Below are 13263 nucleotides of genomic sequence, written 5' to 3'. Positions count from 1 at the left end.
CCCCCGGCTCGACGGACATCCCTGGACACACCGGAACAAGGGATGCCCCGACCATGCACCGATCGCTCCACACCGACGCGCCGCTGGGCGCCGCCCTGCTGCTGGCCCTGCAGCTCGCTCCCGGCAGCGCCGCCACGGCGGAGGAACAAGCGCCTGTCGACCCGCCCACGGTCCAGTTGCAACGGATCGAGGTGACCGGCAGCGCGATCCGCCGGGTCGATGCGGAAACCGCGGTGCCGATCAGCGTCCTGCGCGCCGAGGAGCTGCGCCAACAGGGTGTGACCAGCACCGAAGAGCTCATCGGCCGGCTTTCCGGCAACCAGGGCGTATACAACTCCAGTCGCTCGGTCGGCAGCGCCACCGGCGGCGCCTCGTTCGCCGACCTGCGCGGGATCGGCGCGAACAAGACCCTGGTGCTGCTCAACGGCCGGCGCCTGGCGAACAATGCCATCGACGGCTCCGCGGTGGATCTCAACACCATTCCCTTCGCCGCCATCGACCGGGTCGAGGTGCTGCGCGACGGCGCCTCCGCGCTTTACGGCACCGATGCCATCGGCGGGGTGATCAACTTCATCACCCGCAAGAGCCTGAACGAAGGCCGCTTCGACGGCGGCTACGCCTCCCCCACCCGCGACGGCGGCGGCAACCAGCGCAACGTCAGCGCTAGCTGGGGCTTCGGCGAGCTGGAGGAGGATCGCTTCAATGTCTTCGCGGTGGCCAATTACGACAAGCAGGAGCGCCTCGGCGCCAAGGACCGCGGCTACACCTACAACTACCAGCCGGGACGCGGCCTCGACTACAGCTCCGGCACCGCCTTCCCCGGCAACTGGAGCCAGGGCGCCAACGCCAGCAATCCGCTGGCCGCCGGTGGTTGCAAGGGCGCCGACCTGATCCCGCGCAACGGCATCTGCCGGCAGAGCCTGTGGCGCTACCTCGACCTGGTGCCGGAAACCGAGAAGACCTCGGTGTTCAGCCGCGCCACCGGCAAGCTGGCCGACGAGCACAACGTCAGCCTGGAGTACTTCTGGTCGCGCAACGACAACGCTACCCAGGTCGGCCCAGGGACCCTCACCGGCCTGCAGATCGATCCCGGCACCGCCTTCTATCCCGGCAACGGCATCACTCCCGGTCCCGGCGGCTTCGCCCTCGACCCGAGCCGGCCGGTGGCGGTCAACTGGCGGCAGAGCGTGCTCGGGCCGCGCCTGCAATCCTCGCAGAACACCGGCCAGCGCCTGCTGCTCGGCTTCGACGGCCAGTTCGCCGGCTGGGACTACGATATCGGCGCCTCGTACAACCAGAACAAGGTGGTCGACCATATCCACAGCGGCTACGTCGATGATCGCGCCGCCGCCCTCGGCATCGCCAACGGGACGCTGAACCCGTTCGGGCCGCAGACCGACGCCGGCCTCGCCTACCTCGGCAGCCATGCCCTGAGCGGCGACTTCCGTACCTCGGTCGGCCGCGTCAAGGGCCTGGACGCCCGCGCCAGCCGGGAGATCGGCGACTGGTTCGGCGCCGGGCCGGCGGCCCTGGCGCTGGGCGGCGAGTTCCGCAAGGAAGCGTTCCACCAGGACATCCAGGACTTCGCCGGCAACGTGCAGAGCCTCGGCGTCGATCCCGCCGCCACGGTCAGCGGCGAGCGCAACCTGAAGGCGCAGTACGCCGAACTCAACGTGCCGGTGCTGGACAGCCTGGAACTCAGCGCAGCGATCCGCCACGACAAGTACAGCGACTTCGGCAGCACCAGCAACCCGAAATATTCGTTCCGCTTCCAGCCGTTCCGCCAGCTGGTCCTGCGCGGCGCCTACAGCGAAGGTTTCCGCGCGCCGTCTCTGTACGAACTGTACAACCCGACCTTCACCACCTATACCAGCGCCAACTACGACGACCCGCGCCTGTGCGCCGGCGGCCAGCCGAGCCAGGGCGGCATCGCCAACCGCGACTGCGCCCAGCAGTTCTACAACGCCACCGGCGGCAATACCGACCTGCGACCGGAAACCGCGCGCAACGTTACCCTGGGCCTGGTCTACCAGCCGCTGCGCGACCTTTCCGTCGGCCTGGACTTCTGGTGGATCAGGATCGCCAACCAGATCGCCGAGTTTCCCGAAGCGGCGATCTTCGCCGACCCGCAGGCCTACGCCGGACGCATCGTGCGCAAGGCCGACGGCTCGATCGATCACGTCGTCACCGGACTGGCCAACCTCGGCAAGGTAAAGACCAGCGGCGTCGACCTGAGCCTCGACTATCGTTTCCCGGCCAGCCGCTACGGGCAGTTCGGGCTCGACCTGCAAGGCACCTACGTGTCCCGCTACGACTTCCAGCAGCAGATCGGCGGCCAGTACCTGGACAATGTCGGCGACTTCCAGGGCGTCGGCGTGATCGCCCGCTGGAAGCATGTCGCCAGCGCCACCTGGAGCCGCGACGCCTGGCAGGCCACCCTGAGCAACCGCTACACCAGCGGCTACAACGACTACGACCGCGCCAGCCACGGCAAGGTCGGCTCGTGGAACCTCTGGGACCTGGCCGGCAGCTACCGCCTCAGCCACGCGCTGGGGCTGACCCTCGGGGTGAAGAACCTGTTCGACCGCGAACCGCCGTTCAGCAACCAGACCTACACCTTCCAGAGCGGCTACGACCCGCGCTACACCGATCCCTACGGACGCATCCTGTTCGGCCGCCTCAGCTACAGCTTCTGATGCCGGCGCGGGCGCCCGGCCGGCATGGCCGGCAAGCCCGTCGACGGCTGTCCAGCTGCCAGATCCGGTAGCCCTGCCAGATTTCGCAGGCGACCAGATCTGGCAGGTTGTTGGGCCCGCGGTGCCATGCAACCTATTACGCCTCTCGCCCCCACCCGTTCGCGCAAGAGGACACCGCATGATCATTCTCGGGATCACCAACAACGACCTGGCCGGCGCCTGCCTGGTGCGCGACGGCCGGATCGTTGCCGCCGCCAGCGAGGAACGCTTCACCCGCCAGAAGGACCACAAGGCCTGGCCGAGCCGCTCCATCGACTATGTGCTCGGCGAGGCCGGCATCGACCTGGCCGACATCGACCGCATCGCCTACGGCTGGAACGCCGGGTTCGACGCCGGGCGGCACCTCGACCTCTACCTGGACCGGGTCCTCGAGGAAGCCCGCGAGCGTCCCGAAGGCCTGCCGCACCTGCGCAAGCGGATCGCCGACGAGATGGCCAACGACAAGGCCAAGCGTGGCGAATTCGATGCCTTCGTCCGCGCCAACGGCCTGCGCGGCAAGGTCGAGTACATCGACCATCACGAATGCCACGCCCTCGGCGCGTTCGTCTGCTCGCCGTTCGACGAGGCGCTGACCCTCACCTGCGACGGCCGCGGCGACTTCCAGTCGCTCACCGTCACCCACTACCGCGCCGACGGCGGCGAGACGGTCCTGCAACGCGAGACCAGCGTCGACAGCCTGGGCTACTTCTACGGGCGCATCACCCGCCTGCTCGGCTTCAAGCCGAACCGCCACGAAGGAAAGATCACCGGCCTGGCGGCGTTCGGCGACGCGGAAAAGCTGCTGCCGCTGATGAACGACATGATCCGCCTGGAGAACGGCCGCCTGCGCGCCCGCTGTGGCGAACTGTACCTGCCCTCCTACGACGGCTACAGCGATCCGCTGCTGCAACGCTGCGCGGCGGAACGCCCGGCGGATGTCGCCGCCGCCGCGCAACGGCACTCCGAAGACCTGCTGGTGGCCATCGCCCGCGAGCACGTGGCGCGCACCGGCTGTGCCAACCTGTGCCTGGCCGGCGGGGTATTCGGCAACGTCAAGCTGAACCAGCGCCTGCGCGAGATCCCCGGGGTCCGCGATGTCTACGTGCTGCCCTGCATGGGCGACGGCGGCCTGGCCCTGGCCGCGGCGGTGGCGGTGGCCTATCGCGAGAACGGTACGCGCTTCCCGGCGCCGAGCATGGCCCTCGGACCGGACGCGCGCAGCGCCGCACAGAATGCCGAGCTGATCGCCAGCCAGTACCCGCAGCTGGCCTACAGCCGGCCGGCCAACCTGATCGAGACGCTGGTCGAAGCGCTGCGGGAAAACCAGGTGCTGGGCATGTTCAAGGGCCGCATGGAGTTCGGTCCGCGCGCCTTGTGCAACCGCAGCATCGTCTACCATCCCGGCGATGCCAGCGCCAACGACTGGCTCAACCAGCGCATGGAACGCACCGAGTTCATGCCGTTCGCCCCGGTCACCGCGGTAGAACACGCCGAGGCTTGCTACGTTGGCTGGCGTGAAGACCAGGTGGCGGCCGACTACATGACCATGACCTACGACTGCCATGCGGATTTCCGCGAGCGCTGCCCGGCAGTGGTGCATGTCGACGGCACCGCGCGGCCGCAGATCATCCGACCGCAGGCCGATCCGTTCATGCACGCCCTGCTGCATGCCTGGCATGCCCGCAGCGGCCAGCCGGCGCTGATCAACACCTCCTTCAACCGCCACGAGGAACCGATCGTCTGCGCCCCGCAGGACGCCCTCGGCGCGCTGGAGGACGGCATGGTCGACCTGGTGGTGCTGGGCGAGTCCCTGCTGGTCTGGCGCAAGGGCGAGAACGCCTTCGCCAGGGCGCGCTTCGAGTGAGGCGCAGACCGCAGCGGAGCGGCACGGCGACGCGGGAACCGGCATGTACCTGATCTTTTCCGGCTACTTCGCCGCCGAGGGGCTGATCTATCCGTTCTGGCCGACCTGGCTGGCCAGCCTGGGCTTCGGCGCCAGCCAGATCGGCCTGTTGATCGCCGCGGCCTACTGGCCGCAGGTGATCGCCGGGGTGGCACTGACCTACGTGGCCGACTGGCGCATCGACCAGTTGCGCCTGGCGACCCTGCTGGCGGCCCTGGCCGGCGCCTGCGCCCTGCTGTTCCAACTGGCCGAGGGGCTGCCGCTGTTCATCGCCCTGAGCGTGCTCTACGGCGCGTTCTGGACCAGCGTGCTGCCGCTCACCGAATCCTACCTGCTCAAGCGCGACAAGGCCGCCCTGCAGAACTACGGGCGGGTACGCGCAGTCGGTTCGCTGGCCTTCATCCTCACCGCGACCCTGGGCGGCCTGCTGCTCGGTCGTTTCGGCCAGCAACTGGTGCCCGCCCTGGTCGGCCTGACCATGCTGCTCACCGCGCTGGCTTGCCTGTTCCTCCGTCGCCGCAACCTGCGCCGTCCGGACTCGCCGCTGCCGGGCGCCAGGCGCCGTCCCGACCTGCGCGCGATCCTCCGGCAACGTCCCCTGCTGCTGGCCATCGCCGCGGCGGGAATGATCCAACTGAGCCACTCGCTGTACTTCACCACCGCCTCGCTGGGCTGGCAGGCGCTGGGCTACTCGTCGTTCTCGGTCGGCGCCTTCTGGGGCCTGGCGGTGATCGCCGAGATCAGCTTCTTCGCCGTCTCCAACCGCATCCTGGACCGCCACCCGGCGCTCCAGGTGATGCTCTTCTCCAGCCTTTGCGCGGCGCTGCGCTGGGGCCTGCTGGCCGGCAGCGAACATCTCGCCGCGATCCTCCTCGGCCAGTGCCTGCACGCCCTCAGCTTCGCCGCCTATCACGCCGCGGTGATGCGCTACATCCGCGACCACGCGCCGGAAAGCGCGCGGGTACTGACCCAGGGGATCTACTACTCTCTGGCGGTAGCGCTGCCCATGGGCCTCGCCAGTCCGGCCGCCGGCTGGCTGTACGAAGGCCTGCCGCAGTGGTCCTATCTGATCATGGCGCTGTTCGCCCTCGGCGGCGCTGTCCTGGTCTGGCTTGCCCTACAGAGTGCCCGAGATGCATCGACTAGCGTTTTCAGCCGTTCTGTTTGACATGGACGGCGTCCTGATCAGCTCCCGCGAAGCCATCGCCGCGGCCTGGAGCCGGGTCGCCGGCGAACAGGGCGTGGCGCTCGGCCCGGACTGCCTGCGCGACCACGTGCACGGTCGCCCGGGCGGCTACACCCTGGACTATCTGTTCGGCCACCTGCCGACGGAGCGCCGGCGGATCCTCAAGCAACGGGTCGATGCGCTGGAGGAAGGCGCCGACTGTCCCCTGCTGCCCGGCGTCGCCGCGGTGATCCGCCAGTTGCGTTGGCTGGACGTGCCCTTGGCGCTGGTCACCAGCAGTTGGCCGGCACGCATCGACCACGTGCTGCGCCAGCACGACCTGCAGGCGGCGTTCCGCACCCTGGTCAGCCGCGACGACGTGGTCCATGGCAAGCCGGCTCCGGATGGCTACCGCCTGGCCGCGGCCAGGCTCGGCGTGGCACCGGCGCGCTGCCTGGTGTTCGAAGACTCCCTCAGCGGCGTGCAGGCCGCCTGCGCCGCCGGCGCGACCTGCGTGGCGATCGGCGAGGAGAGCGGCCTGCTCGCCGCCGGCGCGCACTGGTCGGTCCGGGATTTCCGCGAGCTGCGGATCGTCCGCGAAGACGACCGGCTGTACTGCCAGCATCGGTACCCCGCCACGACCGGCAGCGAGAGGAGCGTTGGCGTCCCATGAGCCCGACCCTGCAAGATGCCCGGCTGCTCTGGGACTTCCTCGGCCACGGCCGCTGCCATGTGCCCTGCGAACTGCTGGTGGTATGCGGCTCCTACGACCTGCGGGTCTGCGACCACGCCTGCGAACTGCTCGAGCGCGGCCTCGCCGAACGCCTGCTGTTCACCGGCAACACCGGGCACTGGACGCGCCATCTCTGGGTCGAGCCGGAAGCCGAGCTGTTCGCCCGCCACGCCAGGGCGCGCGGGGTAAGCGACAGCCTCATCGTGATCGAGCCGCGGGCGACCAACTTCGCCGAGAACATCGCCTTCGCCCGCGAGCTGTTCCCCGACCTGCGCCGCGCGACCTTCGTCACCAAGCCCAACTCGATCCGCCGCGTGGCGCTGACCCTGCCGGTCCGCTGGCCGGGTCTGGAGGGACATGTGGATGCGCCCGACTACGCATTTCCCGACGGCATCTCGAACCTGGTCGGCGTACTCGGGGTGATCGACGAGATGGTCGGCGACCTCGACCGCATCATGCGTTACCCGGCGCTGGGCTTCCAGGTCGCCTGCCCGATCCCGGCGCAGGTCATGGACGCCTGGGAACGCCTGGTGGCGCGCGGTTTCGACCGCCACCTGGTGAACCCGCCGCGCTGAGCTGACAGCACTGTAATCTTCCCCACAGCTTGCCGACAGGCGCGCGCCGCTAGGGTGTCCGCATCGCCGCACCGCCCTGGCGGGGCCGCGACCTCCCGGCTGCGCAGGCTCGCGCAGTCCGTCCTGCCACCTGCGTGGAAACCAGCGGATGCACAGAACTTCGCGACGCACCTTCGTCAAAGGCCTCGCCGCCACCGGTCTGCTCGGCGGACTGGGTCTCTGGCGCGCCCCGGCCTGGGCCCTGGCCGGGCCGGGCCAGCAGAACCTGCTCGCCGGCGACAGTTTCGACCTGTTCATCGGCGAGACCCCGGTGAACCTCAGCGGCTCGCCGGCCACCGCCATGACCATCAACGGTTCGCTGCCCGGCCCGACCCTGCGCTGGCGCGAAGGCGACAGCGTGACCCTGCGGGTGCGCAACCGCCTCGCCGAGGACACCTCGATCCACTGGCACGGCATCATCCTGCCGGCCAACATGGATGGCGTGCCGGGCCTCAGCTTCGAAGGCATCGCTCCCGGCGGTCTCTACGAATACCGCTTCAAGGTCCGGCAGAACGGCACCTACTGGTACCACAGCCACTCGGGGCTACAGGAGCAGGCCGGGGTATACGGCGCCCTGGTGATCGACGCCCGCGAGCCGGAACCGTTCAGCTACGACCGCGACTACGTGGTGCTGCTCAGCGACTGGTCGGACGAGAAGCCGCAGCGCATCCTCGCCAAGCTGAAGAAGCAGTCCGACTACTACAATTTCCACAAGCGCACCGTCGGCGACTTCATCGACGACGTCGGCGCCAACGGCTGGGCCGCGACCCTGGCCGACCGCAAGATGTGGGCCGAGATGAAGATGAGTCCCACCGATCTCGCCGACGTCAGCGGCTACACCTATACCTACCTGCTCAACGGACAGCCGCCGGACGGCAACTGGACCGGCCTGTTCCGCCCCGGCGAAAAACTCCGCCTGCGCTTCGTCAACGCCTCGGCGATGAGCTATTTCGACGTCCGCATTCCCGGCCTGAAGATGACCGTGGTGGCCGCCGACGGACAGCACGTCGAGCCGGTCAGCGTCGACGAGTTGCGCATCGCCGTGGCCGAGACCTACGACGTGATCGTCGAGCCGGGCGGCGAGCGCGCCTATACCCTCTTCGCCCAGTCCATGGACCGCAGCGGCTATGCCCGCGGCACCCTGGCGCTGGCCGAAGGGCTTAGCGCGCCGGTGCCGCCGCCCGATCCGCGCCCGCTGATCGGCATGGACGACATGGGCATGGGCGGCATGGACCACGGCGCCATGGGACATGGCGCGGCGACGAGCCGCCCAAGCGGCATGGACCATTCGAAGATGTCGGGCATGGACATGAATGGCATGGACCATTCGAAGATGGCCGGCATGGACATGAATGGCATGGACCATTCCAGGATGGGCATGGGCGCCATGCCGATGCAGTCCCATCCGGCTTCGGAAGACGGCAACCCGCTGGTCGACATGCAGACCATGACGCCGACACCGAAGCTCGCCGACCCCGGCCTCGGCCTGCGCGACAACGGGCGGCGGGTGCTGACCTACGCCGACCTGCGCAGCCGCTTCGCCGACCCGGACGGCCGCGAGCCGGGGCGCACCATCGAGCTGCACCTGACCGGGCACATGGAGAAGTTCGCCTGGTCCTTCGACGGCATCAAGTTCTCCGACGCCGAGCCGCTGCGCCTGACCTACGGCGAGCGCCTGCGGATCGTCCTGGTCAACGACACCATGATGACCCACCCGATCCACCTGCACGGCATGTGGAGCGACCTGGAGGACGAGCAAGGCAACTTCCTGGTGCGCAAGCACACCATCGACATGCCGCCGGGCACCCGCCGCAGCTACCGGGTCACCGCCGACGCCCTGGGACGCTGGGCCTACCACTGCCACCTGCTGTTCCACATGGAGATGGGCATGTTCCGCGAAGTGCGGGTAGACGAAGGAGACAACGCATGAGCCGCCAGCCGAAACCCGCCCGCCTGGCCGGCGGTGCCCTCGCCCTGGGTCTGCTGCTGGGCCTGCCGAATCCCGTCGAGGCCGCGCAGGACAATGGCATGGACCACTCGGCCATGAACCACGGCGCGATGCCTGGCATGGACCACGGCCAGAGGACCTCCGCCCCGGCGAAACCCATGGACCACCAGGGGATGGGGCATGGCCGGATGCCGGGCATGGACCACGGCGCCGCATCGCCCGCCCCGGCACAGCCCATGGAGCACCAGGGAATGGACCATGGCCGGATGCCGGGGATGAGCCACGCTGCGCGGCAACCTCCGGCGCAGGCCGCGCCCAGCCGGAGCCGTACGCCGATCCCGGTGCCGACCGAGGCCGACCGCCGTGCCGCCTTTCCGCCGCTGGAGGGGCACAAGGTGCACGACAGCGCGCTGAACAGCTTCTTCCTGCTCGACCAGTTGGAATACCAGGACGCCGACGACGGCAGCGCGCTGGCCTGGGACGCCAGCGGCTGGATCGGCGGCGACATCAACCGCCTGTGGCTGCGCAGCGAAGGCGAACGGCTCGACGGCAAGACCGAGGACGCCGAGGTCCAGGCGCTGTTCGGGCACGCCATCGGTCCCTGGTGGGACCTGGTCGCCGGCGTGCGCCAGGATTTCAAGCCCGGCTCGCCGCAGACCTGGGCGGCGTTCGGCGTGCAGGGCCTGGCGCTCTACGACTTCGAGGCGGAAGTCACCGCCTTCCTCGGCGAGAACGGCCAGAGCGCGCTGCGCCTGGAGGGCGAGTACGACATCCTGTTGACCAACCGGCTGATCCTCCAGCCCAGCGCCGAGGTCAACCTGTACGGCAGGAACGATCCCGCCCGCGGCATCGGTTCGGGCCTTGCCGACAGCGAGCTGGGCCTGCGCCTGCGCTACGAGATCCGTCGCGAGTTCGCGCCCTACATCGGAGTGACCTGGAACCGCTCCTACGGCAACAGCGCCGACCTGGCCCGCGCCGAGGGCGAGGACGACGACGAGGCGCGCTTCGTCGCCGGCATCCGCATGTGGTTCTGAACGCGATCGCGGCCAGCCGCTAGCGGTAGCCGTCGAGCAACGGCGAATCGTCGACGAGGTCGCAGCGTTCCAGCGCTGGCAGGTTGCACGGCCGGTAGTCGGGGCATTCGTCCAGCCGCCGCTGTACCGAACGGTGCAGCTTGACCCGGGTTTCCTGCCCGACCGGTTCCAGCGGCCGCGAGCGCGGCCGGCCACGCGACCAGCGCCAGGCGCGGTTGCCGCTGCGGCGGTCCCAGACCAGCAGCGGCAGCCACTCGGCCAGGCGCCAGGGCCGGGTCATCACCGGCAGGATCGGCGCGGTCGGGTCCGGCCCCTGCTTCGAGCGCGCGCGCAACTGGTCGCGGCTGCGCGCCGGGTCGACATGCAGGCCGGCCTCCAGTGCCTCGCCGAGCATCCAGGTAAAGGCCACCAGGGCCAGCCGCGAGTCCTTCGGCGCATAGCCGCCGCCGACATCGGAGTGCATGCCGGGGAACCACACCTGCAACACGTCGGACTTGCGGTCCTTCTCGCCGAACCAGAGGTTCTGCCGGAAGAAGCAGCGGCATTCGTCGATGGCCAGGGCCTGGCGGACCACGTCGACCATTTCGTTGTTCGAGGAATAGGGCACGGTCAGCGGGTCGTAGACCCAGCCCACCGAGGTCACGGTGTCGAACAGGCCGAGGAAGTGCACCTTCACCTGCCGGCCGAAGACCTTGCGGAAGCGTCCCAGCAGGCCGAAGTCCGGTCCGCGACGACGCGTGCCGGCCCGCTTGTCTTCGTCGCGGGGCGGCATGCGGGTGGTGAGCAGGGTCCAGGCGTAGTCGAAGAGGTGCGGCTGGTGCGCATCGATCAGGCCCACCGCGCGCAGCATCGCGGCCAGCACGCGCACCGCATAGGCGCCGCGGGAAAAGCCGAAGAGGAATATCTGGTCGCCGGGCCGGTAGTGCTCGGCGAGGAAGCGATAGGCGCCCTCGACGTTACGCTTGAGTCCCCAGCCGAAGGCCAGGCCGGCGATCCGCGAGGGAAACTTCTGCCACTCGAACAGGGTTTCCTTCAGGCCGAAGGTGCCGACGCCCTGGTCGTAGTAGGCCAGCACCCTGCGCGGATCGCGCGACAGCGAGCGGTACAGGCGCACCACGTTGGTCGGCTGGTCGCCGAAGCGGTTCGAGGTTCCGTCGATGCAGACCACCAACTGGCGCGGCGCGTCGTTGTCCTGGGCACTGCCGGCAGGCGGCAAGGCGGAATCGGGGGAGAGATCGTCCATTGGGCTCACGCAGGCAAAGCCTGACTTCCGTCGGCGGTGGATGGGAATGGCGACGCATGATACCCAACCTGGATGATCCGCCAAGCGCGCATTGCCGGGAAACGGCGGCAAAGACGAAAAGCCCCTGGAGCCGCAGGGCGGATAACCGCTTCGCGGTTATCCGCCGCCCCGGGCTTCGGCGAGGGCGGGTCGAGCCGGCCGCTCAGCCTGCCCTGGATACCCCGAGGAACGGCTGCCACGCCGGCGCGCCGCTATCCGCCGCGGCCTTGAGGGCGGCCACCGCCGCGTCGACGTCGGCCTCGCGGGTGTAGCGACCGAGGCTCAGGCGCACGCTGCGGCCAGCGCTGGCGGCGTCGTGGCCGAGGGCGAGAAGCACGTGGGACGGCGCCGGCCGCGCCGAGTTGCAGGCCGAGGTGCTGGACACCGCCAGGCTGGACTCCAGCGCCTGGGGGACGAAAGCCGGGTTGTCGAAGGTCAGGTTCAGGGTATGCGCGATGCGTGCGTCGGCGCTGCCGTTCAGGCGCCAGCCGTCGATCTGCGCCAGCCCCTCCAGCAGACGCCGCTGGAGTCCGGCGATGCGCCTGCCCTCCTCCTCGAAAAGCTCGCCGGCGAGGGCGAAGGCCTCGCCCATACCGACGATCTGGTGGGTCGCCAGGGTCCCGGAACGCAGGCCCTGCTCGTGTCCGCCGCCGTGGATCTGCGCCTTCAGCCGCCGCTCGGCGCGCGGCCCGACGTACAACGCGCCGATGCCCTTGGGCCCGTAGGTCTTGTGTGCGGAGAACGACATCAGGTCCACCGCCAGGCGGCCCAGGTCGATCGCCACCTTGCCGCTGGCCTGCGCCGCGTCGACGTGGAACAGCGCGCCGCGCTCGCGCACCCGTTCGCCGATGGCGGCGATGTCGGTCAGGGTGCCGAGTTCGTTGTTGACCCGCATCAGCGACACCAGGCGGGTATCGGCGCGCCAGGCCGCCTCCACCTGTTCCGGCCGGATCAGGCCGTCGGCGCCGGGCGCCAGCCAGGTCACGCTCCAGCCGTCAGCGGCGAGTTGCTGCACGGTGTCCAGCACCGCCTTGTGCTCCAGGCGACTGGTGATCAGGTGGCCGGGCGCGTCCAGCGCCTGGGCCACGCCCTTGAGGGCCAGGTTGTTGGATTCGGTGGCGCCGGAAGTCCAGACGATCTGCCCGGCGCTGGCGCCGACCAGCGCGGCCACCTGCTCCCTGGCCCGCTCCACTGCCCGCCGCGCCTGGCGGCCGTAGGCATGGGAGTTCGACGCGGGATTGCCAAAACACGCCTGGTAGCCGAGACACTCCACCATGGCCCGGATCACGCGCTCGTCCACGGGCGTGGTGGCGGCGTAATCGAAGTACAACGGTAACGAACTCATCGCATTCCCCCAATCGATCGGACGGACCCGGAAGCCGACATGGCTCCTTGTCCCTGACGGGCCCGCAGGCCGATCTTAAGAAAAGCGCCGGGGCGTCTGGAAAGAACCTTTCGGAACATCCTTAGAGTCAGCATGGTTTCCCGCCTCAGATTCCCAGCCCGGCCACCCGCAGGTGCTCTTCCAGGCGCAGCGCCGGTATCGCTCCGAGCAACTCGCGGGTATAGGGGTGGCGCGGCTGGCTGAACAGCGCAGCGGCGCTGCCCTGCTCCACCACCCGGCCGTCCTTGAGCACCAGGATGTCATGGGCCAGGGCGCGTACCACGGCCAGGTCGTGGCTGATGAACAGGTAGCTCAGCCCGTGGCGACGCTGCAACCGACGCAGCAGCTCGACCACCTGGCACTGCACGCTGCGGTCGAGCGCCGAGGTCGGTTCGTCGAGCAGGATCAGCGCCGGCTTCAGCACCAGCGCGCGGGCGATGGCGATGCGCTGGCGCTGGCCGCCGG

Annotated in this window: 10 protein-coding genes; 7 read left to right on the top strand and 3 right to left on the bottom strand. The window is 69.4% G+C overall.

The annotated features are described in order from the left end of the window. The first annotated feature begins 53 nt into the window (after positions 1-53). The 7 genes from HMPREF2886_RS16040 to HMPREF2886_RS16010 all read left to right on the top strand — a co-directional run bounded on the left by HMPREF2886_RS16040 (position 54) and on the right by HMPREF2886_RS16010 (position 10132). A complete protein-coding gene (locus HMPREF2886_RS16040; RefSeq protein ID WP_033977852.1) occupies positions 54-2696 on the top strand; it encodes a TonB-dependent receptor in 2643 nt (880 codons plus the stop codon). A gap of 178 nt (positions 2697-2874) precedes the next feature. Then, positions 2875-4599, top strand: coding sequence for a carbamoyltransferase family protein (locus HMPREF2886_RS16035; protein WP_033970822.1), 1725 nt, complete (start codon positions 2875-2877; stop codon positions 4597-4599). A 43-nt stretch (positions 4600-4642) separates the two neighbouring features. Beyond that, positions 4643-5806 carry an MFS transporter gene (locus HMPREF2886_RS16030; RefSeq protein WP_033977850.1) on the top strand — a complete coding sequence of 388 codons (1164 nt, stop codon included), beginning with the start codon at positions 4643-4645 and terminating at the stop codon, positions 5804-5806. 1 nt (position 5807) lies between these two features. Further along, positions 5808-6476, top strand: coding sequence for an HAD family hydrolase (locus tag HMPREF2886_RS16025; RefSeq protein WP_058173627.1), 669 nt, complete (start codon positions 5808-5810; stop codon positions 6474-6476). Then, complete coding sequence (locus HMPREF2886_RS16020; protein ID WP_033970817.1) at positions 6473-7111, top strand: YdcF family protein; 639 nt, start codon at positions 6473-6475, stop codon at positions 7109-7111. Before HMPREF2886_RS16025 ends, HMPREF2886_RS16020 begins: the two co-directional genes overlap by 4 nt. A gap of 148 nt (positions 7112-7259) precedes the next feature. Then, the gene (locus tag HMPREF2886_RS16015; protein ID WP_033977846.1) at positions 7260-9080 is read left to right on the top strand and encodes a copper resistance system multicopper oxidase; all 1821 of its coding nucleotides are present in this window, start codon (positions 7260-7262) and stop codon (positions 9078-9080) included. Then, positions 9077-10132, top strand: a complete 1056-nt coding sequence (locus HMPREF2886_RS16010; RefSeq protein WP_033977844.1) for a copper resistance protein B — start codon at positions 9077-9079, stop codon at positions 10130-10132. The genes HMPREF2886_RS16015 and HMPREF2886_RS16010 overlap by 4 nt, the downstream gene beginning before the upstream one ends. Positions 10133-10151: 19 nt before the next feature. On the opposite strand, the gene HMPREF2886_RS16005 is transcribed toward HMPREF2886_RS16010, so the two are convergent. The 3 genes from HMPREF2886_RS16005 to HMPREF2886_RS15995 form a co-directional block, all read right to left on the bottom strand. Beyond that, positions 10152-11375, bottom strand: a complete 1224-nt coding sequence (locus HMPREF2886_RS16005) for a DUF2235 domain-containing protein (protein ID WP_022580914.1) — start codon at positions 11373-11375, stop codon at positions 10152-10154. A gap of 202 nt (positions 11376-11577) precedes the next feature. After that, positions 11578-12759: an aminotransferase class V-fold PLP-dependent enzyme gene (locus tag HMPREF2886_RS16000; RefSeq protein ID WP_033970813.1), complete on the bottom strand. Its 1182-nt coding sequence runs from the start codon at positions 12757-12759 to the stop codon at positions 11578-11580. 145 nt (positions 12760-12904) lie between these two features. After that, a partial coding sequence (locus HMPREF2886_RS15995; protein ID WP_139147661.1) for an ATP-binding cassette domain-containing protein occupies positions 12905-13263 on the bottom strand: 359 nt, incomplete at its 5' end.

Source organism: Pseudomonas sp. HMSC066A08 (assembly GCF_001813025.1).
GTDB classification, from domain to species: Bacteria; Pseudomonadota; Gammaproteobacteria; order Pseudomonadales; family Pseudomonadaceae; genus Pseudomonas; species Pseudomonas aeruginosa.
The sequence above is the reverse complement of the archived record's forward strand: the minus strand, read 5'-3'. Positions and strand labels throughout refer to the sequence as shown.